The organism is Actinomadura coerulea, from assembly GCF_014208105.1.
GTDB lineage: Bacteria > Actinomycetota > Actinomycetes > Streptosporangiales > Streptosporangiaceae > Spirillospora > Spirillospora coerulea.
The window spans coordinates 6,798,927-6,821,027 of sequence record NZ_JACHMQ010000001.1 but is presented as its reverse complement, the minus strand read 5'-3'; the positions used below and the strand labels follow the sequence as shown (position 1 = coordinate 6,821,027).

Sequence of the window (22,101 nt, the reverse complement as noted above, 5' to 3'; positions counted from 1 at the left end):
CGGATGCTTCGTCAGTGCAGGGAGATGAGCTCTGGGACGGCGAGGGCTGCCAGTTCACGGCACCATTTCGCGTCCTGCGCGGCGGAGGGATCCCGTCCTCCGTGCGAGACGCGGTTGCGCATGGCACCGAGCGACGCGAGCGCACTGAGCAGGTCGGGGCGCCGCGCCGCCAGCCGATGCAGGGGATGCTCCGCGTTCCTGTGCGCCGCGACGAGGGCCAGGGCGCCGGCCTCCTTCAAGGCCACGTCCTTGCCCGCCTTCACGTCCCTGGCCGCCTTGCAGAGGTCCTGGACGAAGAGCTGGGGAACGGCCTGGAACCCGACGCCGTGTGCGGCCTCCTCGATGGCGGCCCGTCTGAGCGCGGGGGTCGACGAGACGGCCCGGACGGACCCGGCCGCCACGGGATAGGCGCGCGCCAGGCGGCGGAAGAGCTCCTCGTACAGGCGGTGCGTCGCGTGCACGACGCGCTCCAGCGCCCGGGGCTGGTCGCCCAGCATGACGGCGAGGTCCACGTCGGTCATCAGGTCCAGGGCGTCGTCGTCGCCGCGGACGTCCGCGCCGAACTCCCTGACGAGCACGGACTCGACGTGGGCGCGCGCCGTCGCCTCCGCCTGGAGATAGGTGCGCTCGGCGTCCTCGGCCCTGCGCCGGGTCACGCCGCGGATCCGCTCCGCGAGCGCGCCGCCGTCATGCAGGCACCGCTCCAGGAGTCCGCCGAACATGGCGCTGGTCCCCACACCGAACGGGTCGTGCGCGACCAGTTCCCCGCCTCCGCCGACCACGGCGAAGCCGACGACCAGGACGGGCTCGGGCGCGTCGATGAAGGCGATCCGGCTCAGGTCCGGCGGCCGGTCGCCGTCCGGCCCCGGGCGGGCGCCCGCCGTCTCGCCCGGCCGCGCCGCGGGCGCCAGGCCCTGGACGCGTTCGAACTCGCGCACCCGCTGGGCCTCCCGCGCGTCCCGGTCCAGCCGGGCGACCTCGATGATCTGTTCCGGGGCGGGCCGGCCGGGGACGGCGGCCCCCGGCCCCGCGTCGGCCCTGTCGAGGATCGCGGCCTCGATGTGGTCCGGGTGGCCCGTGGTGCCGAGCTGGAGCCCGGCCCTGCCCGGCGCCCGCCAGGTGACGTGCGCGTCGACGAGCCGCTCGGCGGTGCGGGGCCACAGGTCGCCGCCGGCCTCGGGCGACTGGAAGACGTAGCGCACCGACCAGGACGTCTCCTCGGCGACGCTGCCCGTGCGGAGCGCCCGCCTCCCCTGCTCGGTCAGCTCCCCCCGCCGGTCGAGCAGCCCCTGGCGGACGGCCTGGTCGATGATGTGCGCGCACAGCCGCACGTGCAGGTTGATCCGGGCGGCGATCAGGTCCGGCTCGCGGACGCCGGCGTGGCAGAGCCCCAGCACGACGCGTTCGAACAGGTCGAGCCCCCTGCGAGGCAGGATCGGGGCGGTCACGCGGTGCGCCCACGCCGGGAAGACCACGCAGATCCGCTCGTCGCGCCGGGACGGCGCCGGGCACAGCTGGACGATCCTCGCGCTACGGGGAAAGGAGCTACGAGGAGAGGACGGCGCCATGCCCACCTCCCGATCGGCACAGCCGGAGGAACTCGGCCAGCGGCTCCACCTGCGCGGGCACCGCGGCCCCCTCGAACATCGCCGAGTCGCCCACGGTCACGAGCAGGCGCTTCTGCCGGCTCATCGCCACGCACAGCCGGTTGCGCAGGGTGAGGTGGCCGTAGCGGCGCCGGACCCAGCGGTCGTGGGCGGCGGTGCCCGCGGCCGGTGGATCGGCCTGGGGCGCCGACCTCGTCGTGGACAGGAACACCACATCGAACTCCTTGCCCTGGAAGGCGTCCACGCTTCCGACATGCAGGCGGTCGAGCCGGCGGCCGCCCGCGTCGTACTGGAGCCCCTTGACCAGCTCGTAGCCCTGGTCCGTGCGGCGGGCGAGCTCGCGAGCCACCAGTTCCCGCCAGATCTCGTCCACCTGGTCGGAGTAGAAGGAGATGACGCCGAAGGTGAGGTCCGGCGCCGAGGGCAGGAGCCTCTCCAGCTGGTCGGCGATGGCGCGCGCCTCGGCCCGCCGCCGCTTGCTGCGCCTGCCGGACTCGGCGCCCCGGGCGTTCGGGACGTCGATCCACGCCGCGTGCACGCCCTCGTAGCCGGGCAGGGCGTGCGCGAACTCCTCGTCCGGACGGGGCGATTCGAGCATCCCGTCGTAGAAGCAGCGGCTGACGAACGCCCCGAGCGTCCGGTGCATCCGGAACTGGGCGTTGAGGGTGACGACCCGGTCCACCGGGGCGCCGGGAGCCCGCAGGTTCTCGAACAGGCGCTGGAACAGGCTCTCGCGGAGCCGTCCCCGCGCGCCCGCGTCGAGCTGCTCCACCTGCCGCTCGACCTCCGGCTCCAGCATGTGCGGCAGCTGGTTGTGGTCGCCGACCAGGACGATGCGCCTGCCCGCGTGGATCAGCGGGATCATGAGATCGAGCGGGTTGGCGCGGGCCGCCTCGTCGATGATCACGGTGTCGAAGACGACGTCCTCGACCCGCGCCTCCTGCTTGGCCCCCGCGACCGTGGGGGACGCGGCCTGCTGGCAGGTGGCCGCGTAGGAGGCGGTGTAGGCCCGCAGGGTCCACTCGACGGCGGCCGGGTCGCCCCGCAGCCCTTCGAGGTAGTCCAGCATCGCGAGCTGCGGACCGCTCTCGCCGGAGTCGCGCACCCGCTCTTCGAGCTCTTCGGCGATCTCGGCGAGCAGGTCCTCCACCTCGGGGTCCGCGGCGGCGGGGGCCAGGGGCCCGCTCGCCGGCCGCAGCGCCTCCAGCAGCCGGTCGCGCGCCGCCGCCAGTTCCGCCAGGAACGGGACGGGCTCGTCGACGTCCCAGGAGGCCGCCCTGGCCAGCAGGTCCAGGTCGGCCGCGCCGTCCGCGTCCGGCCCGTCCAGCGCGCGGACCCGCCGCAGCGCCTTCGCCGCCGCCGCGGGCCCGTCGTCGGCGAACGACTCGGCGAGGGTCCGCACGCCGCGCAGCGCCCGGACCGCCAGCTCGCGGTCGTCGTCGAGGTCGAACGGGCCGGGCCGGGACGCGTTCCGCGACCGCAGGCGCGCGCGGTGCAGCCGGCCGGCGAGTCCGGCCGACAGGAGTCCGCCCGCGAGCTCCTCGATCTCTTCGAGCAGGCGCGCGGTCTCCTCCGGCGGGGTCGGTGTGAGCAGGTAGCCCGCCGCCCTGGCGGTCACCGTCCGCAGCACGCCGAGGGCCTGCCCGAGCGAGTCGGCGTTGATCTCCTCGGTGAGCCAGTCGACCGTCTCCTGGAGCCACCGGTCCGTCTGGACGGTCGTGCCGCGGCCGGCGCGGTCCACCTTGCTGGCGGGGAGGCCGAACACCCTCGAACGCTCCACCAGCTCGTCCACGGCCGCATGCTGGAAGCTGGTGAGCAGGATGCTGCCGCGCAGCCGCGCGTAGCCGCGCCCCTCCTCGGCGAGGCGGGTCTGCAGGGCGGTGATCACCTGGGTCTTGCCCGTGCCCGGCGGGCCCTGGATCACCGCGATGTCGGGCGTGTTCAGCGCCACCTCCAGCGCCCGCTCCTGCATCGGGGTGGGCTCGCCGCCCCGGAAGCACTCGCGGACCGCCGCGGAGAGCGGCTTGGTCCTTCTCCCGGGAGGATCCGCGCTGACCGTCTTGCCCTCGAACAGCGCCAGCAGGTTCGGGATCCTGGTCCCGTCCGCGAGGATCCGGTCGAAGGCGTCCTTGCGCCTCTGCATCTGGCGCCGGTCGCCGCGGAACGAGCGGTAGAGGAAGCCCTGGGGCGGAGGGGCGTCCGTCTGGTCCCGCCCCACTCCGGAGACCCGCCGCCGCCCGAGGTCGACGAGCCTCATGTCGATCGTCCCCGCCGCGACGTCGGCCGCGACGACGGTGCCGCTGACCACGTCCCGGCCGAGCCGGTCGCCGATCAGCGCCCACGCCGAGGCGTCCTCCTCCCCGTCCGCCGCCGCCAGGGCGCCGGGAAGGGTCCGCGCGGCCTCCAGTTCCAGGCTCTCCCGTGCGTCGAGGTTGCGCCGGGCCCGTTCCGTCAGCGTCAGCTCCTGGTCGTCGACGTGGGACGACCGGTCGAGCCGGAACCGATAGACGCCGTCGCCGAGCGATTCGCGCTCGGTGTAGCGCCCGAATCCGACGTCGCGCACCTGCCGGCGGACGAACCGGGATTCGAGCCGGTTGTACTCGTGCCACATGGCGAGGAAGCCCTGACCGGTGGCCAGCCGGTTGAGCTGGTGCTTCATCTCGGCGCGCAACTCCCCGGCCTGCGAGACGTCGGTGAACTCCAGGCGGCACTCGGTCAGCCGCAACGGCCCCTGCCCGTCCTCGCCGCCGGTGCGCCGGAGGCGGTGCAGCACCAGCCGGCCGCCCTCCGTCCGGACGTCCCCGGTCACGCCCCGCCCGTGGATCCGGTAGCCGGCCGGCGCGCTCGGGTCGCTCAGGCCGATGGACACGACCAGACGGTGGGGCGCCTCCGGCCCCGCGCCCGCCCTCGGGGGGATCAGCAGGCGCTCGGTGAGCCACCGGAGGATCTCCTCCGGCCTGTCCCTGAGCTTCCTGTCCCACTTGCCGACCGTGTCCATGACGCGGTCGCCCACCCCGACGGACTGCGGTTCCAACGGATCCGCCTGTTCGTAGGTGTAGAGGTCCACACCGATCCGGAGGCGGCGCCGCTGCCCCTCGTTCTCCACCTTGTGCGTCGACAGGACGGCGATCCGGGCGCGGTTCGAGATGGCGCGCCCCAGGCGTTCGCGGTCCTGCTCACCGTCGGGCCTGACCCCGCCCCGGACGGTCCCGTCGACGCCGGCGACCACCTGGCCGTTCGGCAGCCTGGCCAGGTTCACCTCGTGCCAGCCCTCGCCGATGTTCCGGAGAGCGTCGGGGGCGCCGTTCCAGAGCAGCCAGACGAAGTCCGAACGTCCGGGCAGGGGTTCGCTGACGGGGGCGGAAGCCCCCCGGGACGCGGGAGCGCGTCCGCTCCGGGCCGGCGCGCTCATGCCCGGCCCGTTCCGAGCAGACGGAACCGCAGCACCCGGTGGAGCTGCGACCGGTGCCCGAAGTGCACGTTCCACTCCGGGACGTCCTCGTACACCGGAACCGTCAGCTCGCCGTCCGGCTCCACGACGCGCGGCGATCCTCCGGTGCGCCGGCTGAGCCACAGCGGTTCACGGCCCCGGTTCCGCACGGCCAGCCTGCTGCCCGGCTCCCACCACAGCCAGGCGACGGGACGATCCTGGTCGGTGTCGGGCGCCAGCTGCGCGGTGCGCGCCGTGACGCACAGCCATTCGCGCGGCGGAATCGCGAGGCCGTCGCGGGGCCCGGCGTAGGTGTCCTCCCCGGGAACGGCGAGGTGCATCAAGCCCATCAGCTGCCGGGGCGTTCCGGCTCCGCACCACGGGCAGGCGGCGACTCCGACGATGAACGTCTGCCGGCACCCCGCGCACGTGAGCGTGAGGTCCGCGGCGGCCTGGAGCTTGGTGCGCCATTCGGCGACCGTCGCCCGCTCGACCGGATCCGACCGCCCGGCACCGAAGGTCCGCTCGGCCAGCGTCCTGAGGCCGGGGGTGAGGACGGACCGCCTGGGCAGCCCGTAGCTCGACCGGTTGCGGTCGTCGTCGGGATCGTCGATCCAGGGCAGCTCGCCCGCGAACGCCCGCTCCTCGTCCTCCGGTGCGCCGTCCTGGACGTCGTCGCCGAGGAAGGGGTGCACGAGCGCGAGCAGCTCGAAGGCGACGACCGCGAACGCGTGGGCGTCGCTGAGGCTGGAGATGCCCATGCGGCCCGCGACCACCTCGGGCGCGCCGTATCCGGGTGTCGTGAACGACTCGTCGGGGACGACCGACTCGACCTCCAGGTTGTCGGCGTCGACCAGCCAGACCTGGGAGTGCTCGGCGGACGCCGAGGCCATCATGTTCCCGGGCGAGGGGTCGCCGTAGACGATGCCCCGGGCGTGCAGCGCCGCCAGGACGTCCGCGGCCCTCGCCAGTAGCCGGAGCCGGCGCCGCAGGCCGCCCGTCTCCCCGTACCAGTCCACGAGGTCCCCGCGCGGGGGCGGGTTGGCGAGGACGCGCAGAGCGGTCATGTCGCCGAGCAGCTCCATCGTGTAGCCCGCGTCCGGCTCCGCGAGCATGGCCAGCGGACGGGATATGGCGAGCCCGTCGAGGTCGAGCCGTCTCACGGTCCGGAGCCGCTGCCGCAGCCGCTCGGAGGCCCGCCGTGTCCGGGCTCGGAGTACCTTGACGGCGACACGGTCGCCGGCCGCCCAGACCTCGCCCTGCCCGCCGGTTCCCAGCAGGCGGGTCAGCTGGAGCGGCCGCCCGTGCTCGTCCTTCACCACGCGCATTTCGCCGACGTCTCCGTCCGTCTCAGCCCAGCAGGTCCTCGAGCTCGTCGAAGGACATATGTGATGTGTCGTTCGGACGGGTGCTGCGCGCTCTCGCGGTGACGCTCATGGTGACCCAGGAGAAGTACCGGGACAGCAGGTGGGCCTCGTCGGCGCGGACCGGCTGGATCACGGGATCGTCGATGAAGGCCCGCAGGACGTCGAAGGCCTCCTCGTCCATGTCCTGGCCGACTCCGACCGCCAGCCGCACGGCCTTTCCTCCGCGCGGCGACGCCAGCAGCCGCTCCAGCGCGCCCCGCCAGTCGTCGTTCGGCAGCCCGTCGGAGACCAGGACCAGGGTCGGCGTGAAGGCCCGCCGGGAGATGACGTCCTCGTCCGCCAGGAGGTCGTTCACCAGGTCGAGGGCCTCGCCCAGCGGCGTGCGCCCGCGGGGCCGCATGTCCTCCCAGACGACCTCGGCGGCCGGGGCCGGCGCCTGGTGCAGCGCCGCGCCCCCGCCCCCGAAGGTCACCACCCCGACCGTGATCTCACCGCGGACGGTGTCCTCGTCGGCGAACGACCTGATCATCGTGGCGACGCTGCGGTTGAGCACCTCGATCTTTCCCGCCTCCGCCATGCTCCCGCTGACATCGGCGAGGACGAGCACGGGCAGGGGCCGGGGCGGGGGTGCGGACGGCCGTGCCGGGAGGGGGTCGGGCATGGCGGTTCCCTTCTGGTTTCCGGAACGAAACATTCCAGAATGGGAGGCACTACACCTTCCGTCAAGGCATTTCCGAAAGCCGAATAAGTGCGGCTCATAAACGGTCTGACCAAAATTCGCCCCCGAGCCGGACGGCCCGGAGAGACGGCCGATGTTTCGCGGTAGCGAGCAGTGGGATGAGTCCTTCTCCAGAGGTTGCGGAGGCTTGGATGGCGCGGATCGATCGGATCGCCGACCCCTGGGGGACGAGGACGCCCTACGGTCCGGGTGAGGACTGGCCCGTCCGGGTCGACACCTTCCTGAAGGAGGGGGTCTCGCCCCAGGACGTGGACCGGTGGGTGCCGACCGCGTCGATCCTGCACTCCAATGGGGACGGGATGGACATCGCGGTCAAGGACGGCCGGATGGTCGGGGTCCGCGGGGCGGCCGGAGACAGGATCAACCGGGGACGCCTCGACCCCAAGGACCTGTACGCCTGGCAGGCGGGCGCGTCACCGGACCGGTTGACCCGTCCGCTGATCAGCCGCGACGGCGCGCTCGTGGAGACCGACTGGGACACCGCGATGGACGCGGTCGTCCGCCGGAGCCGTGAACTGCTGGACGAGCAGGGCCCCGGCGCGTTCGGCTTCTACACCACCGGGCAGCTCTTCCTTGAGGAGTACTACACGCTGGCGGCCATCGCGCGCGGCGGGATCGGCACCCACCACCTGGACGGCAACACCCGCCTGTGCACCGCGACGGCGGCGGCGGCGCTGAAGGAGTCGTTCGGGTGCGACGGGCAGCCCGGGACGTACGCCGACATCGACCACGCCGACGTCATCGCGTTGTTCGGGCACAACGCGGCCGAGACGCAGACCGTGCTGTGGATGCGGATGCTCGACCGGCTGGCCGGTCCGAACCCGCCGCAGGTGATCTGCGTGGATCCCCGGCCGACGCCGGTGGCGCGCATGGCGGCCGTGCACCTGGCGCCGCGTCCGGGCACCAACGTGGCGCTGATGAACGGCCTGCTGCACGAGATCATCTCGGCGGGGAGGATCGACCGCGGCTACGTCGACGCCCACACGGTCGGCTACGAGGAGCTGGAGCGGCGCGTCGAGGAGTATCCGCCCGCCCGCGTCGCGGAGCTCTGCGACGTGCCCGAGGAGCTGATCCGCCGGGCCGCGGGGCTGCTGGGCGACGCCGAACGGCTCGTGTCGACCGTCTTGCAGGGGTTCTACCAGTCGCATCAGGCCACCGCCGCCGCCGTGCAGGTCAACAACCTGCACCTGATCCGGGGGATGCTCGGCCGGCCCGGTTGCGGGGTCCTGCAGATGAACGGGCAGCCGACCGCCCAGAACACCCGGGAGTGCGGCGCCGACGGAGACCTGCCGGGCTTCCGGAACTGGGCCAACGACGACCACGTCGCCGACCTGGCCCGGATCTGGAACGTCGAGCCCGAGCGCATCCCGCACTACGCGCCCCCGACCCACGCCATGCAGATCTTCCGGTACGCCGAGCAGGGGTCGATCCGCTTCCTGTGGGTCAGCGGGACGAACCCCGCCGTCTCACTGCCGGAACTGTCGAGGATCCGGAAGATCCTGGCGCAGGAGCGGCTGTTCCTGGTGGTGCAGGACATCTTCCCGACCGAGACCACCGAGCTGGCCGACGTGGTCCTCCCGGCGGCGACGTGGGGCGAGAAGACCGGCGCCTTCACCAACGCCGACCGGACCGTCCACCTCTCGGAGAAGGCCGTCGAGCCGCCCGGCGAGGCCCGCCCGGACCTGGAGATCTTCCTGGACTACGCCGGGCGGATGGGTTTCACCGGCAAGGACGGCACTCCCCTCATCACATGGACCGGCCCCGAGTCGGCGTTCCGCGCCTGGCAGGAGTGCAGCCGCGGGCGCCCCTGCGACTACACCGGCCTCAGCTACGAGAGGCTGCGCGCCGCGGGCGGCGTCCAATGGCCCTGCGACCAGGACCATCCCGACGGCACCGAACGCCTTTACTCCGACGGCCGGTTCTGGGCCGCACCCGAGTACTGCGAGAGCTTCGGCCGCGACCTGGTCACCGGTACCCCCGTCGAGGAGGTGGAGTACCGGTTCCTCAACCCGTCCGGCAAGGCCGTCATCAAGTCGGCCGGCTACCTTCCGCCGCACGAGATGCCGGACGAGCTCCGCCCGTTCCACCTGATCAACGGCCGCACCGTCCACCACTTCCACACCCGGACCAAGACCGCCCGCGCGCCGCAGCTGCGGGACGCCGCCCCGGACGTGTGGGTGGAGATGAGCGCCGCCGACGCCGCGGCCCACGACATGCGGGAGGGCGACCTCGCGGAGATCTCCAGCCCGCGCGGCGTCGTGCATGCCAGGCTGCGCGTCACCGGCATACGCCCCGGGGTCCTGTTCCTGCCCTTCCACTACGGCTACTGGGACCTCCCGGACGACGCCGGCAGGACGCGCGCGGCCAACGAACTGACGGTCACCGACTGGGACCCCGCCTCCAAGCAGCCGCTGTTCAAGACCGGCGCGGCCACGATCCGGCTGCTGGAGCGCGGCGGCGGGGACGCCCCCGCCGATCGGGACTCCGAGGCCGAACCGGCGCGGAGCCGGACGGCACTGGCCGACGAGGAACCGCGATGAACAGGATCGGTCTCGCCCTGCGGGCGCTGCACCACGGCGAACGCGGTCTCGCCCAGGATCTGCTGCGCGTCTCCGAACGCCACGTCAGCGAACACGAGATCCACCACGTGGCCCGGGACCTGTCCGCCTGGTCCCAGCGGCATCTGCGCGAACTCGCCGAGATCGGCGGCCGGTACGGTGCCCGGCTCGGCACCGGGCACGCCCTGGAGACCGGGCTGGGCGCGAGACTCCGGGAGAAGAGGAGTGAGCTGGTCAAGCACCGCAGCACGCCCGGCATGCTGCTCCTGCACGACCTGCGGCACATCCACGTCCAGGCCGCCGGCGTCTCCCTCGACTGGGAGATGATCGCCCAGGCGGCCCAGGCCCGCCGCGACACCGAGCTGCTGAGTCTGACCGAGCGCTGCCATCCCGACACCCTCCGGCAGATGCGCTGGGCCAACGCCCACCTCAAGCAGCTCAGCCCCCAGGTCCTGAACAGCTGAACTCCGGCCGCCGGCTCGCTGGAGAGCGGTCGGACAACCGGTCGACGGGGCGACACAACGGTCGGTTGTGCGCGCCTAGGGTGAAGCGGTGGACACCGAGGCACTGCGATCGTTCGTCCGGGCGGCCGAGCTCGGGCAGTTGCGGTACGCGGCCGACGAACTCGGCGTGACGCAGCAGGCGGTCTCCAAGCGGATCGCCGCCCTGGAGCGCGAGCTGGAGGTCCGGCTGTTCACGCGGACCGCCCGCGGGGTGGAGCTGACGCTCGACGGCCAGGCGTTCCTCCCCCACGCGCGCAGCGCCGTCGCGGGCGTCGACCGCGCCGTCGCCGCCGTCAGGCCGGGCTCCCGGGCGCCGCGGATCGACGTCCTCGGCTTCCGGAGCGCCCAGGCCGTCGTCCTGCACGAGTACTGGCGGTCGCGTCCCGGGACCGACCTCGACCTCGTGACCCTCAGGGTCGACGACCCGCGCGCGGCGGTCGCCGCCGTCGAGGCGGGCGATGTCGACGCCTCGTTCCGTACCGTCACCGACCCGGCCGCCCTGCCTCCGGGCGTGCGGATGGTCCGCGCGTTCGACTCCCCGCTGGAGCTCCTCGTCGGCCCGAGGCATCCGCTCGCCTCCGCGCGGAAACTGACGCCGCCGCGGCTTCGCGGGCACCGGATCTGGGTGCCGGGCATCGCGCCGCGGAGCGAATGGGGAGAGTTCTACGACCAGCTCGCCACCGGGTTCGACCTGCGCATCGACGCGGCGGGCCCGCACTTCGGAGACCAGGTGCTCCTCGACACCCTCGCGGACTCCGCGGACGTGGCGACCCTCGTCGGAGCGCGCGACCGGTACCTCTGGCCCACGAGCCACGATCTGCGCCGCATCCCCATCGTGGATCCGACCATCGCGTACCCGCTCTCGCTCATGCTGCCGAGAAGCGGTCCGCATCCGGAACTCCGCGGGATCACCGCCTACCTCGCGGGCCTGCCGAGGCTTCCTGGCACGGTCTGGCTCCCGTCGTGGGCGGGGACGCGCCTGACGAAGGCCGACTGACCGGCTCCACCAGTACACCGTCCCACCAGAAAGGATCGCGGCATGCCCGGCGACCACCTCATGCGCATCCGCAGCGCCGAGTTCCAGGCCATGGCCGAGAGGGTCCTGCGGGCCACCGAGCTCACCTCCCGCCTGAACGTCCTGCCCTTCGAGGACGAGGCGGGCAAGGCCGGCCTGTTCGAGCGGATCCTCGGCAGGCCGCTGCCGCCGGGGGTCACGATCTAGCGTCAGCATGATGGCGAGGGGCAGGAAGGTGAACCAGTTCACCCGCCGGCCTCCGGCGGGTCGAGGAACTCGCGCAGCTTGCGCGCCTCCTCGGCGCTGAGCGACCGCGCGAACCGGTTCAGCACGTTCCCCGGGTCGCTGGCGTGCCGCAGATGGTCGCGCATGCGCCCCGCCACCAGCTCGGACTCGTCGACGGCGAGCCGGTACCGGTAGTGCCGGCCCGCCCGGTCGCGGGTGACAAGCTTCTTGTCGTGCAGCCGGTGCAGGATGGTGTTCACCGTCGTGTAGGCGGGGTCACCGTCCAGCCGCTCCACCAGCTCGGCGGTGCCGGCCGCCCCGCCGAGCCCGGCCAGCGCGGCGAGCACCTCCGCCTCCAGCTGCCCGAGGGGCCTGCGCGACACGGCCCTCAGCCCTCCTTCCGCAGCACGTCCGGTTCGAGATAGACGAGCCGGGCGATCGGGACCGCCGCGCGGATGCGGGCCTCGGCGTCGTTGATCGCGTCGGCGACCTCCCGCGCGTCGTCCTGGAGGTCCACAGCGATCTTCGCGGCCACGAGCAGCTCGTCCGGCCCGAGGTGCATCGTGCGCATGTGGATCACCGCGGGGACGTCGCGGCCCTCCACGATCGCCTTCCTGATCAGCCGCAGGTGCTCGGGGGTCGCGGACTCCCCGACGAGCAGGCTCTTGACCTCCATGGCCAGCACGATCGCGATGGCCGCCAGCAGCACGCCGATCGCGGCGGTGCCGATCCCGTCCCAGACGCCGTCGCCGGTGATCAGGGTCAGGCCGACGCCCGCGAGCGCGAACACCAGCCCGGCGAGGGCCCCGGTGTCCTCCAGCAGGATCACCGGCAGCTCCGGCGACTTGGACCGGCGGACGAACTGCACCCAGCTCGCCCGTCCGCGGCTGCGGTTCGACTCCCGGACCGCGGTGCGCAGCGCCGCCCCCTCCAGCGCGATCGCCACCAGCAGGACGGCGATGGGCACCCACTGCCACTCCTCGATCGGATGCGGATCGCTGATCTTGTGCCAGGCCTCGTACAGCGCGAACAGCCCGCCCAGGCTGAACAGGACGATCGCCACCAGGAAGGCGTAGATGTAGCGCTCCCGCCCGTATCCGAACGGGTGCTCCTCGGTCGCGTCCCGCTGCGCGCGCCTCCCGCCGATCAGCAGCAGCGCCTGGTTGCTGGAGTCGGCCACCGAGTGGATCGCCTCCGCCAGCATCGACGACGAACCCGTCAGCGCGAACGCCACGAACTTGGTGACCGCGATCCCCAGGTTCGCGGCCAGCGCGGTGATGACGGCCTTGGTACTGCCTTCGGCGCTCACGGGCTCCCCTGTCGTGCGGCGGCAACCACACTTGTAGCAGAACGGCGGGGCCTCGGGAGAACCGGTCCTCCCCGGTTTGCGATCATTGACGGCGGCGGGGGAGCCCGCCGAACGCCGCGGTGTCCGGGAGGATCCGAGTCGACGGGACCGCGGCCGACCGGAAGGGCTGGGGGCATGGACGAGTTCGATGTCGTGGTGGTGGGGGCCGGGCCGACGGGCGAGAACCTGGCCGAACGGGCGCACGCCGGCGGGCTCAGCGTGGCGGTGGTGGAGAGCGAACTGGTCGGCGGGGAGTGCTCGTACTGGGCCTGCATGCCCAGCAAGGCGCTGCTGCGCCCGGCCGCCGCACTGGCGGAGGCGGGGCGGCTGGCCGGCGCCCGCGAGGCGGTGACCGGGCCGCTGGACGCCGAGGCGGTCCTCAGGCGACGGGACGAGTTCACCTCGCACTGGAAGGACGACGGCCAGGTCGAGTGGCTGAACGGGTCCGGACTCGTCCTGGTCCGCGGCCACGGGCGGCTGGACGGGCCGAAGCGCGTCGCGGTGCAGACCCCCGACGGCGGGCGGCGGGTCCTGACCGCCCGCCACGCCGTCGCGGTGTGCACCGGTACCCGCGCCGCCCTGCCCGGCCTGCCGGGCCTGGACGAGGTGCGCCCGTGGACGAGCCGCGAGGCGACCTCCTCCGAGCGGGTGCCGCCGCGGCTGGCGGTCGTCGGCGGCGGCGTGGTGGCCTGCGAGATGGCCACCGCCTGGCGGGCTCTCGGCAGCGAGGTGGTGCAGCTGGTGCGCGGGTCGCGCCTGCTGCCGCGCGTGGAGCCGTTCGCCGGCGAGTTCGTGGCCGAGGGCCTGCGCGCGGCCGGCGTCGACCTGCGCTTCGGAACGTCGGTCACCGGTGTCCGCCGGGACGGACCGGTGACGCTCACCCTGGACGGCGGCGGCACCGTCACGGCCGACGAGGTCCTGTTCGCCACCGGCCGCACCCCCGCCACCGGCGACCTCGGGCTGGACACGGTGGGGCTGGCCCCGGGCCGGCCGATCCAGGTCGACTCCACGGGCCTGGCGGTCGGCGTGCCCGGCGAGTGGCTGTACGCGGCCGGGGACGTCAACGGCCGCGCGCTGCTGACCCACCAGGGCAAGTACCAGGGCCGGATCTTCGGCACGGTGATCGCCGACCGCGCCGCCGGGCGCCCCCTCGACACCGCGGCCTGGGGACGCAGCGTCGCCACCGCCGACGAGCGGGCGGTCCCGCAGGTCGTCTTCACCGACCCCGAGGTCGCGGCCGTCGGCCCCACCCTGGAGGAGGCGACCCGGGAGGGGCGCCGGGTGCGGGCGGTCGACTACGAGCTCGGAAACGTCTCCGGGGCCTCGCTGTACGCCGACGGCTACCAGGGCCGCGCCCGCGCGGTGGTCGACCTGGACCGCGAGACGCTCCTCGGCGTCACCTTCGTCGGGGCGGGCGTGGCCGAGCTGCTCCACTCCGCCACCGTCGCGGTCACCGCCGAGGTCCCCCTCTCCCGCCTCTGGCACGCCGTCCCGTCCTACCCGACCGTCAGCGAGGTCTGGCTCCGCCTCCTGGAGACCTACCGAGGCTGACCGCCGGCGGGGGCGCCCTCGGAGAGGCGGCCGTCGGTCATGGAGTAGACGCGGTCGGCGGCGGCGAGCCTCGCCAGGTCGTGGGTGACCATGACCGTGGCCAGGCCCCGGTCGCGGGTGAGGCGGTCGAGCAGCGTGACGACCTGCTCGCCGCGGACATGGTCCAGGGCGCTGGTGGGCTCGTCCACGAGCAGCACCTCCGGGCCGTTCATCAGGGCGCGGGCGATGTTCACGCGCTGGCGCTCGCCGCCCGACATCTGGTGCGGCCGCTTGTGCTCCAGGCCCGCGAGGTCGACGGCGGCCAGCAGTGCGCGGGCCCGGCCGGCGGCGCGCCGCGGCGACCGGCCGGCCATGTGCGCCATCACCGTCAGCTGGTCGAGGGCCGTCAGCGAGGCCGGCAGGTTGGGCTGCTGGAAGACGATGCCGATGTGGTCGCGGCGCAGCCGGGTCCGTTCGGCGGGACGCAGCCCGGCGGTGTCCCGGCCCGCCACCGACACCGTCCCGGAGCCGGGCGTGACGAGCGTGGCGGCGACGGCCAGCAGGCTCGACTTCCCGGATCCGGAGGGGCCGGCGACCGCGGCGAACTCGCCGGGCCCGACCGCCAGGTTCACCCGGTCGAGCGCGGTCAGGGTGCGGTCCCCGTCGGGATAGGTCAGGACGACGTCGGTGAGGGCCAGGCTCATCGTGCGGCTCCCAGCGCGGTCAGCGGGTCGACAGAGGTGATCTTGCGGATGGCGAGCGCGGCGCCGGCCGCCCCGAGCACGATCATCACCGCGACGGGCAGCGCGGTGGTGGCGGCCGAGACGACGAACGGGACCCGGTCCCCGATCGCGAGCCCCGCCAGCCCGCCGGCGGCGCCGCCGAGCCCGGCCCCGGCCAGCAGGACCAGCACGGCCTGGGCGAGCGCGTCGCGCAGCAGGTAGCCGGTGCTCGCGCCGAGCGCCTTCAGCACGGCCACGTCACCGCGGCGCTGGATCGTCCAGACCGTGAAGAACGCGCCGATGACCAGGGCCGAGATCGCGAACAGGAACCCCCGCATGAGTTGCAGCGACCCGTTCTCGGAGGAGAAGGACGGGATCGCGGACTTGGCGTCCCCCCGGGCAAGGGTGGTGGTGCCGAGCCGCCGGTCGGCCGCGCCCAGGTCGGGACGCCCGGTCTCGCGCAGCAGCAGGACGGTCGCGGCGGGGCCGCCGGACGGTTCGAGGGCGCGCCAGTCCTCGATCCCGATCCAGGCGACCGGCGTGTGGCTGTAGGACGACGCGCCGCCCGCACCGGCCACGGTGAACCGGTGGCCGAGGACGTCGACCCTGTCGCCGGCCGCCAGTCCGGTGCTCTCGGCCAGTTCCGCCGACAGCACGATCCGGCCGCGCGCGGGCGGGCGCGCCCGGTCTCCCGGAGCGACGCCGAAGAGCGCGGCCGGTGCTCCGCGTGCCCCGGACGGGCCGAAGGACATCCGGCTCATCGAGATGCCGAGCGGCTCGGCCCTCACTCCCGCGACGTGCTGCCAGGCCCGCGACGTCGCCTCGTCGATCCGGCTCCCCGCGAAGGACGCCTCTCCGGCGAACACGACGTGGTCGGCGGGAAGGTCCTCGACGGCCGAGGCGCTGTCGCGCGCCAGGCCGGCCGTCAGCCCGGAGAGCATGGTCACCAGCAGCGTTATGAGCAGCACGACCGTCCCCATGAGCGCGAACCGCCCCTTGGCGAACCGCAGGTCTCGCAGCGCCACGAACACCGGTGGGCCCCCGTTCCACTCATCAACCGGAATCGACGTTCCCAGCCTGCGCCGCGGGCCCGTCCCGGCACATCGTGCGCCGGGACGGGCGGATCGCCTTCCTCCGGACGCCGGGGCCTCAACCTTTCGATCGATGCGGCCCCGGGCGTCCGTCGCCTACTGTGAGTGAGAAATGCCGAACGATCTGTTCTCGCCCGCGATGCGGTTGCTCGGCTGGGCCGTGCACGGCACCTTCCTGGTACTGCTCGCGATCGCCCTGGTCCGCACGCTGCACGACGCGCGGGCGGGAATCGCCGCGGGCGGCCTCGCCCTCGGGGCCCTCTACACCGGCGGGGTGGTCTGGGCCCGGCACGACCGGCGCCCGCGCCCGCTGCCCGCCCGGCTGTGGCTCGCGCTCCTCACCGCGGCCTGGGCCGGTCTGGCCATGTCCTCCCCCGACTTCGTCTGGCTGGCCTTCCCGCTGTTCTTCCTCTACCTGCACCTGCTGCCGCTGCCCGCCGCGCTGCCCGGTGTGGCGCTGCTGACGGCCGCGGCGATCGGGGCGGTGGCCTGGCACGGCGGCGGGGTCACGCTGGCGGAGGTGCTGGGCCCGAGCGTCGGCGCCTCGGTCGCCACCCTCATGGCCCTCGCCTACCAGGCGCTCTACCGGGAGAGCGAGCAGCGCCGCCTGCTCATCGAGGACCTGGTCAGGACCCGCGAGAGGCTCCTGCGGGCGGAGGCCGGCGCGGCGCGGCTCACCGAGCGCGAGCGCCTGGCCCGCGAGATCCACGACACGCTCGCCCAGGGGATGTCCAGCATCATCCTGCTGCTGCGCGCCGCCCGCCGCGACCTCGACAGCGACCGCGACGCCGCGGTGGGGCGGCTGGCGGAGGCCGAGCAGGCCGCCGCGGAGAACCTGGAGGAGGCCCGCAACTTCGTGCGGGAGCTGGTCCCGCCCGCCCTGCAGCGGTCCTCCCTGCCGGACGCCCTGCGCCGGATCACCGAGTCGGCGGACGCGCGTTCGGCCGCCCGGATCCGCTTCCAGGTGTCCGGGTCCCCCGCCGAGCTCCCGGTCGACCACGAGGTCGCGCTGCTGCGCATCGCCCAGGGCGCTCTGGGCAACGCCGCCGGCCACTCCGGCGCCGAGAACGTCGGGGTCACCCTGACCTATCTTGACGACATGGTGGTGCTGGACGTCTTCGACGACGGGCGCGGCTTCGACCCCGCTTCGGTCGGCGGGCGCCCGCCGGAGAGCGGGGCGGGCACCGGCTACGGGCTGCGGGCGATGCGCGACCGCGCCCGCGCGCTGGGCGGCGCGCTCACCGTCGAGTCGGCTCCCCGGGAGGGGACGGCCGTGGTGGCGACCCTGCCGCTGCCCGGCAGCGAGGAGCGGCGGTGAGCGGGCCGATCCGCATCCTGCTGGTGGACGACCATCCCGTGGTCCGCTCCGGGATCCGCGCCATGCTCGCCGACCAGCCCGGCTTCGCGCTGGTCGGTGAGGCGGCGACGGGGCGGGAGGGGGTCGAGGAGGCGCGCCGCCTCTCCCCCGACGTCGTGCTGATGGACCTGCAGCTCGGCGCCGGGATGCACGGCAGCGAGGCCACCCGGCAGATCACCGCCGCGGGGGCGGGCGCGCCGCGCGTCCTCGTGCTGACCACGTTCGACACCGACTCCGACATCCTCGCCGCCATCGAGGCCGGCGCCACCGGCTACCTGCTGAAGGACGCGCCCCCGGACAGGCTGTTCACCGCGATCCGGTCGGCCGCCGCCGGAGACAGCGCGCTCGCCCCGAGCGTCGCCTCACGGCTCCTCGGCCGCATGCGCTCCCCCACCGCGACGCCGACCGCCCGCGAGCTGGAGGTGCTGCGGCTGGTCGCCGAGGGGCCGTCGAACCGCCAGATCAGCAGGCGGCTGTTCCTCAGCGAGACCACGGTCAAGACGCATCTGGTGCACCTCTACGCCAAGCTCGGCGTCGACTCCCGCACGGCCGCGGTCGCCGCCGCCACCCGGCGCGGCCTGATCCGCCCGCCCTGACCCGCCCGCCCTGGTCGCGGGGCGCGCCGGAGGCGGGCGGGGCCGTGGCCCCGCCCGCCTGTGCTCGTCGGTCTCTACCGCTTCAGCAGGGTCCGCATCTTCTCGATCTCGGCGGTCTGCGAGGAGACGATGCTCCCGGCCATCTGCTTGGCCGGGGGGAACTGCCCGGAGGACTGCTCGGTCCTGGCCATCGCCACGGCGCCCTCGTGGTGCTCGATCATCATCTCCAGGAACGCCCTGTCGAACGCCTTGCCCTTGGCGGCCTCCAGTTCCTTCATGTCCTTCTCGCTCATCATCCCGTCCATGCCGCCCGTGCCGCCGTGGTGCATGCCGCCCATGCCGGTCGCGCCAGGCGAGGGAACCGGGGCGCCCCAGCCCTTCAGCCACGCGCTGAGCTGCTGGATCTCCGGTTCCTGCGCCTTCTCGATGTCGGCGGCCAGCGTCTTCACCTGCGCGGACGAGGCGCGGGCGGCGGCGAGGCCGGCCATCTCGACCGCCTGCCGGTGATGCGGGATCATCATCTGCGCGAACATGACGTCCTGGCCGTTGTGCGGTCCGGCCTGGGCGCCGCCCGGAGACGCCGAGTGGGCGGGCATGGAGTGGGCGGGCATGGAGTGAGCGGGCATCGAGTGGCCGGTCGAGGCGCCGTTGTCGTCGCCGTCGCCGCACGCGGCCAGGGCGATCGCCAGGGCCGGGACGGTGATGAGCGCGAACGCTCGCTTCATGGTGGTGGGCCTTCCGTGTCGAGTGCTGTGATCGGTGGTCGGCGGCGGCGCCCGTTTCCGGGCGCCGCTGGACCTGTCACAGCCTCAGCACGCTCAGCTCGTGCAGGGACGGTCTCGGCGGCGGCCGTCCGACCGGCGGGATCCGCACCCGCGCCGGCCTCGACACGGCCGCCGGCGGCGACCTCCGCAGGCGCAGCGCGAGGAGGGCCGCGATGAGCGCGAGCGCGAGCATGGTCAGCATGGCCAGGCAGACCTGGCCGCCGGGATGGTCCGGGTGGCGGTCGGAGTGATGGCCGCCGGGCCGGTCGTCCTGGGGCGGGCGGTGCCCCGTCACCGCCTCGGTGACGGGGGCCGCGTGCCCGGCGGTCATGGACGCCAGCGGAACGCCGCTCATCTCCGCCGGGCCCGACGTGGCCTGGAAGCCGTGCATCGCCAGCAGGCCGAGGAGCACGAGTAGGCCGGAGAGCACGAGTAGGCCGGAGAGCACGGGCAGGCCGGACGCCGGGTGGAGGACGCCCCGGCGCCCAGGGCGTCCCACCCGCCGTTCCGCGTTCGCGCCGTCCCCCGCGGGGAGGCCGCCGACGTGCGTTCTCATCTCGGATACCAGGGTAGCGACGGGTGACCGGCGGTCACCGCTCGGTCACCAGGCCAGGTGCCATCGAGGGTCAGGCGACCCGGACTCCGCCGGCGAAGGGGCGGCCGGCGATCGGCGCGATCTTGACGACGTCGCCGGTCTGCGGCGCGTGGACCATGTTGCCGTTGCCGATGTACATGCCCATGTGGTGCAGGTCGCTGTGGAAGAACACCAGGTCGCCGGGCTTGAGCTGGCTCATGCTCACGTGGGTCCCGGCGTTGTACTGGCTGCCGGTGTAGTGGCCGAGGGTGATGCCGACCTGCGCGTAGGCGTACAGGGTCAGGCCGGAGCAGTCGAAGCCCTTGATGTTGGCGCCCTGCGCGGTGCCGTAGCTCGGGCCGGAGGCGTTGCCGCCACCCCAGGAGTAGGGCACGCCCTGCTGGGCCAGGGCGGCCCGGACGGCCGTCATGGCCTTGGCCGAGGCCCCGCCGGAGTTGATGTTGGGGATCGAGCCGGGCCGCGTACCGGCGGTCTTGAAGGTGCCGAGCTGCTTCTCGACCTTCTTGAGCTTGATCTGGAGTTCCCGGCGCTTCTTCCTCGCCTCGCCGGTGAGCGCGCGCACCTGGGCGGCGCGCTGCTCGGCGGCCTTGCGGGACCGGTCGGCGCCCTGCATCACCTGGAGCATCTGCGTGATGCGGACGTCGTTCTGCTTGGCGAAGTAGTTGAGGGTGGCCGACTGGTCCAGGACGGCCTGCGGGTCGGAGGACGAGGCGAAGGTGATGGCCGGGTCCGCCGGGCCGTTCTTGTAGCTGTCGGCCGCGATCTTCGCCATGCGCTCGCGCGCCTCGTCCAGGGCCTTCTGCTGGCGCAGGGCGCTGCTCTTGGCGAGCTTCGCGGCGTGCTCGGCCTGCTTGAGGCGCTCGCGCAGGCCGTTGTACTGCTCGCTGAGCTTCTCGGCCTCGTCGGCGAGCTTCTCCTGCTGCGCGGTCAGTTGCTTGCGCGTCGGCTTGGGCTCGGCGTGGGCGGGCGCGGGCGCGAGAAGGCCGGCGGACAGCGCGAGGGCGGCCGTCCATGCCGTGCCGGTGCGGATCCTGCGGCGGGCTGTCGTTCGGGTACCGGCAGCTCGTCGCTGCATGCGGTGTCCTCTCCTGTACCGCCTACCGGGTCAGCTGACGGGTTCGGGCCGGAGTCGCCCTACCGTCCCGCGGGACGGATTCACCCCTGAAGATCGGGTCCCCGGTTCCCCGGACGGAGCCGTCCGCGGGATTCGGCGCGGTCGCCGGCCGTCCCCGGCGGGGACGTCGGACCGTGACCTCCTACGGAGCGTAGGAGGTTTACGGTCGGTTCGCCACCGGAGCGGAGGATTTCCCCAAAAGCCACATACCGCCTCCGCAGGGCCGGGCTCAGCACGTCGCGGCGAGTTCGGCGACCGCCGCGGCACCGGTCAGGAGCGGCGCGGCGACCGCCGCCACCGCGAAGAGGCCGGCCGCGAGCCGGACGGCGCGGCGCGGCCTCGCCGGAGCGCCCTCCAACCGCAGCACCCGCTCCATCAGCGCCCCGGCGGCCGGCGTGCCCGCCGCGCCGAGCGCCCCCGCGCCGGCGGGCGCCGCCGAGAGCCGGCACAGCGCGTCGACCAGCGGCCCGCTCCCGTGGACGCGGACCGCGGCGTCGTCCGCGGCCATCTCCAGCAGCAGCGGCAGCCGCGCCCTCGCGCGCCGGACGGTCGGCAGCCACGGCAGCATGGCGTGGACCAGGTCCAGGGCCAGCAGGAGCACGTGGTGGCGCTGGCGCAGATGCGCCCGCTCGTGCGCCAGGACGGCGCCGAGCTCCTCGGCGCTGAGCGCCTGCTGGGCCCCGGTGCTGACCACGATCGCGCGGTGCCGGGACGGCAGCGAGTACGCGACGGGGACGGGGTGGTCGAGGACGAGGACGTCCGGGTGGCGGCGGTCCTCGCGGGCGACGAGCCGCAGCATCTCCCGGTGCCGGCGGCGGTGGCGCACGGCCCGGCCGAGCCTCGGCAGGCCGCGGGCGAGCACGGCCGCGCAGGCCGCGGCGAGGACGGCGGTCGCGACGGCCGCGGCGGCGGTGGCGAGACGGCCGTGGTGGGGAAGGCAGTCGCGCAGCCGGGACAGGAGCCCGTGACCGGGTCCCGGCGGCGCGAGCAGCCCCGCCGCCGCGATCCCCGCCGCGGCGATGAACGTCCCGGCGAGGGCGGCCGTCCAGCAGGCGATGGCCGCCCCCGGGCCGACGGCCGCGCGCCTGAGGAGGTCGAGGACCGGCCCCGCCGCGCACCCCAGCAGGACCACCGCGACGACCAGGGCCGCCACCAGCGGGATCACGCGTCCTCGTCCGCGGTCCGCCGACGCAGGGCGTCCAGGAGGTGCCGGGCGTCCTCCGGCGGGACGCTCTCGGCGAACCTCGCCAGGATGGCGCCGTGGTCGGCGGCCTCGCTCAGGGCGTCCAGCATCAGCTCGACCGTGTACTCCTCCCGCGGCCGCGTGGGGCTGTAGCGGAAGGCCGTGCCCTCCTGCGTACGCCGGAGGAGGCCCTTCTGCGCCAGGCGTTCGGCCACGGTCTGCACGGTGTTGTAGGCCAGCGCCTTGTCCGCGTCCTCGTTCAGCTCGGCCATCAGCTCGCGGACCCGCAGCGGGCGGGGCGCCGCCCACAGCACGTCCATGATGGAGCGTTCGAGCGATCCTCCGAGTGCGGACACG

Annotated in this window: 20 protein-coding genes and 1 riboswitch; of the genes, 7 read left to right on the top strand and 13 right to left on the bottom strand. The window is 74.0% G+C overall.

Annotated elements, in window-relative coordinates; genetic code table 11:
• Positions 1-11: 11 nt before the first annotated feature.
• The 4 genes from BKA00_RS31640 to BKA00_RS31625 all read right to left on the bottom strand — a co-directional run bounded on the left by BKA00_RS31640 (position 12) and on the right by BKA00_RS31625 (position 7,065).
• Positions 12-1,448: a hypothetical protein gene (locus BKA00_RS31640; protein WP_185031284.1), complete on the bottom strand. Its 1,437-nt coding sequence runs from the start codon at positions 1,446-1,448 to the stop codon at positions 12-14.
• 97 nt (positions 1,449-1,545) lie between these two features.
• Positions 1,546-5,019, bottom strand: a complete 3,474-nt coding sequence (locus BKA00_RS31635; protein WP_185031282.1) for a DEAD/DEAH box helicase — start codon at positions 5,017-5,019, stop codon at positions 1,546-1,548.
• Positions 5,016-6,365 (bottom strand): protein kinase domain-containing protein, encoded by a 1,350-nt coding sequence (locus tag BKA00_RS31630; protein WP_185031280.1) that lies wholly within the window; start codon positions 6,363-6,365, stop codon positions 5,016-5,018. The genes BKA00_RS31635 and BKA00_RS31630 overlap by 4 nt, the downstream gene beginning before the upstream one ends.
• A 22-nt stretch (positions 6,366-6,387) precedes the next feature.
• Positions 6,388-7,065, bottom strand: a complete 678-nt coding sequence (locus BKA00_RS31625; RefSeq protein WP_185031279.1) for a vWA domain-containing protein — start codon at positions 7,063-7,065, stop codon at positions 6,388-6,390.
• Between the two features lie 209 nt (positions 7,066-7,274).
• Between BKA00_RS31625 and BKA00_RS31620 the strand changes: the two genes are divergently transcribed.
• The 4 genes from BKA00_RS31620 to BKA00_RS31605 all read left to right on the top strand — a co-directional run bounded on the left by BKA00_RS31620 (position 7,275) and on the right by BKA00_RS31605 (position 11,426).
• Complete coding sequence (locus BKA00_RS31620; protein WP_185031277.1) at positions 7,275-9,683, top strand: molybdopterin oxidoreductase family protein; 2,409 nt, start codon at positions 7,275-7,277, stop codon at positions 9,681-9,683.
• Positions 9,680-10,165 (top strand): hypothetical protein, encoded by a 486-nt coding sequence (locus BKA00_RS31615; protein WP_185031275.1) that lies wholly within the window; start codon positions 9,680-9,682, stop codon positions 10,163-10,165. Before BKA00_RS31620 ends, BKA00_RS31615 begins: the two co-directional genes overlap by 4 nt.
• A gap of 88 nt (positions 10,166-10,253) precedes the next feature.
• A complete protein-coding gene (locus tag BKA00_RS31610; RefSeq protein WP_185031274.1) occupies positions 10,254-11,201 on the top strand; it encodes a LysR family transcriptional regulator in 948 nt (315 codons plus the stop codon).
• A gap of 42 nt (positions 11,202-11,243) precedes the next feature.
• Positions 11,244-11,426, top strand: a complete 183-nt coding sequence (locus BKA00_RS31605; RefSeq protein WP_230299055.1) for a hypothetical protein — start codon at positions 11,244-11,246, stop codon at positions 11,424-11,426.
• A gap of 38 nt (positions 11,427-11,464) precedes the next feature.
• Here BKA00_RS31605 and BKA00_RS31600 read toward each other — a convergent pair whose 3' ends face one another.
• Together BKA00_RS31600 and BKA00_RS31595 are read right to left on the bottom strand one after the other, a co-directional pair.
• On the bottom strand, positions 11,465-11,827 hold the full coding sequence (locus BKA00_RS31600) for a BlaI/MecI/CopY family transcriptional regulator (RefSeq protein WP_185031272.1): 363 nt from the start codon (positions 11,825-11,827) through the stop codon (positions 11,465-11,467).
• A 5-nt stretch (positions 11,828-11,832) separates the two neighbouring features.
• Complete coding sequence (locus BKA00_RS31595) at positions 11,833-12,753, bottom strand: cation diffusion facilitator family transporter (RefSeq protein ID WP_185031270.1); 921 nt, start codon at positions 12,751-12,753, stop codon at positions 11,833-11,835.
• Positions 12,754-12,927: 174 nt separating this feature from the next.
• On the opposite strand from BKA00_RS31595, the gene BKA00_RS31590 reads away from it, so the two are divergent.
• Positions 12,928-14,343 (top strand): dihydrolipoyl dehydrogenase family protein, encoded by a 1,416-nt coding sequence (locus BKA00_RS31590; protein ID WP_185031268.1) that lies wholly within the window; start codon positions 12,928-12,930, stop codon positions 14,341-14,343.
• Here the strand turns inward: BKA00_RS31590 and BKA00_RS31585 are convergent.
• Both BKA00_RS31585 and BKA00_RS31580 read right to left on the bottom strand, forming a co-directional pair.
• Positions 14,331-15,026 carry an ABC transporter ATP-binding protein gene (locus BKA00_RS31585; protein WP_185031266.1) on the bottom strand — a complete coding sequence of 232 codons (696 nt, stop codon included), beginning with the start codon at positions 15,024-15,026 and terminating at the stop codon, positions 14,331-14,333. The genes BKA00_RS31590 and BKA00_RS31585 overlap by 13 nt on opposite strands.
• Positions 15,023-16,075: an FtsX-like permease family protein gene (locus BKA00_RS31580; RefSeq protein ID WP_185031264.1), complete on the bottom strand. Its 1,053-nt coding sequence runs from the start codon at positions 16,073-16,075 to the stop codon at positions 15,023-15,025. Before BKA00_RS31580 ends, BKA00_RS31585 begins: the two co-directional genes overlap by 4 nt.
• Positions 16,076-16,247: 172 nt before the next feature.
• Here BKA00_RS31580 and BKA00_RS31575 point away from each other — a divergent pair, with 172 nt between their 5' ends.
• Entirely contained in the window at positions 16,248-17,453 is a 1,206-nt protein-coding gene (locus BKA00_RS31575) for a sensor histidine kinase (RefSeq protein ID WP_185031262.1), read from the top strand.
• Positions 17,450-18,088 carry a response regulator gene (locus tag BKA00_RS31570; RefSeq protein WP_185031260.1) on the top strand — a complete coding sequence of 213 codons (639 nt, stop codon included), beginning with the start codon at positions 17,450-17,452 and terminating at the stop codon, positions 18,086-18,088. The genes BKA00_RS31575 and BKA00_RS31570 overlap by 4 nt, the downstream gene beginning before the upstream one ends.
• Before the next feature lie 74 nt (positions 18,089-18,162).
• Here BKA00_RS31570 and BKA00_RS31565 read toward each other — a convergent pair whose 3' ends face one another.
• The 5 genes from BKA00_RS31565 to BKA00_RS31545 form a co-directional block, all read right to left on the bottom strand.
• Positions 18,163-18,813 carry a DUF305 domain-containing protein gene (locus tag BKA00_RS31565; protein ID WP_185031258.1) on the bottom strand — a complete coding sequence of 217 codons (651 nt, stop codon included), beginning with the start codon at positions 18,811-18,813 and terminating at the stop codon, positions 18,163-18,165.
• A 76-nt stretch (positions 18,814-18,889) separates the two neighbouring features.
• Positions 18,890-19,408 (bottom strand): DUF6153 family protein, encoded by a 519-nt coding sequence (locus BKA00_RS31560; RefSeq protein WP_185031256.1) that lies wholly within the window; start codon positions 19,406-19,408, stop codon positions 18,890-18,892.
• Between the two features lie 70 nt (positions 19,409-19,478).
• Positions 19,479-20,522, bottom strand: a complete 1,044-nt coding sequence (locus tag BKA00_RS31555; RefSeq protein ID WP_185031254.1) for an NlpC/P60 family protein — start codon at positions 20,520-20,522, stop codon at positions 19,479-19,481.
• Positions 20,523-20,525: 3 nt separating this feature from the next.
• Positions 20,526-20,670: riboswitch (cyclic di-AMP (ydaO/yuaA leader) on the bottom strand.
• 120 nt (positions 20,671-20,790) lie between these two features.
• On the bottom strand, positions 20,791-21,726 hold the full coding sequence (locus tag BKA00_RS31550) for a M56 family metallopeptidase (protein ID WP_185031252.1): 936 nt from the start codon (positions 21,724-21,726) through the stop codon (positions 20,791-20,793).
• Positions 21,723-22,100 (bottom strand): BlaI/MecI/CopY family transcriptional regulator, encoded by a 378-nt coding sequence (locus tag BKA00_RS31545; RefSeq protein WP_221493373.1) that lies wholly within the window; start codon positions 22,098-22,100, stop codon positions 21,723-21,725. Before BKA00_RS31545 ends, BKA00_RS31550 begins: the two co-directional genes overlap by 4 nt.
• Position 22,101: the final 1 nt, after the last annotated feature.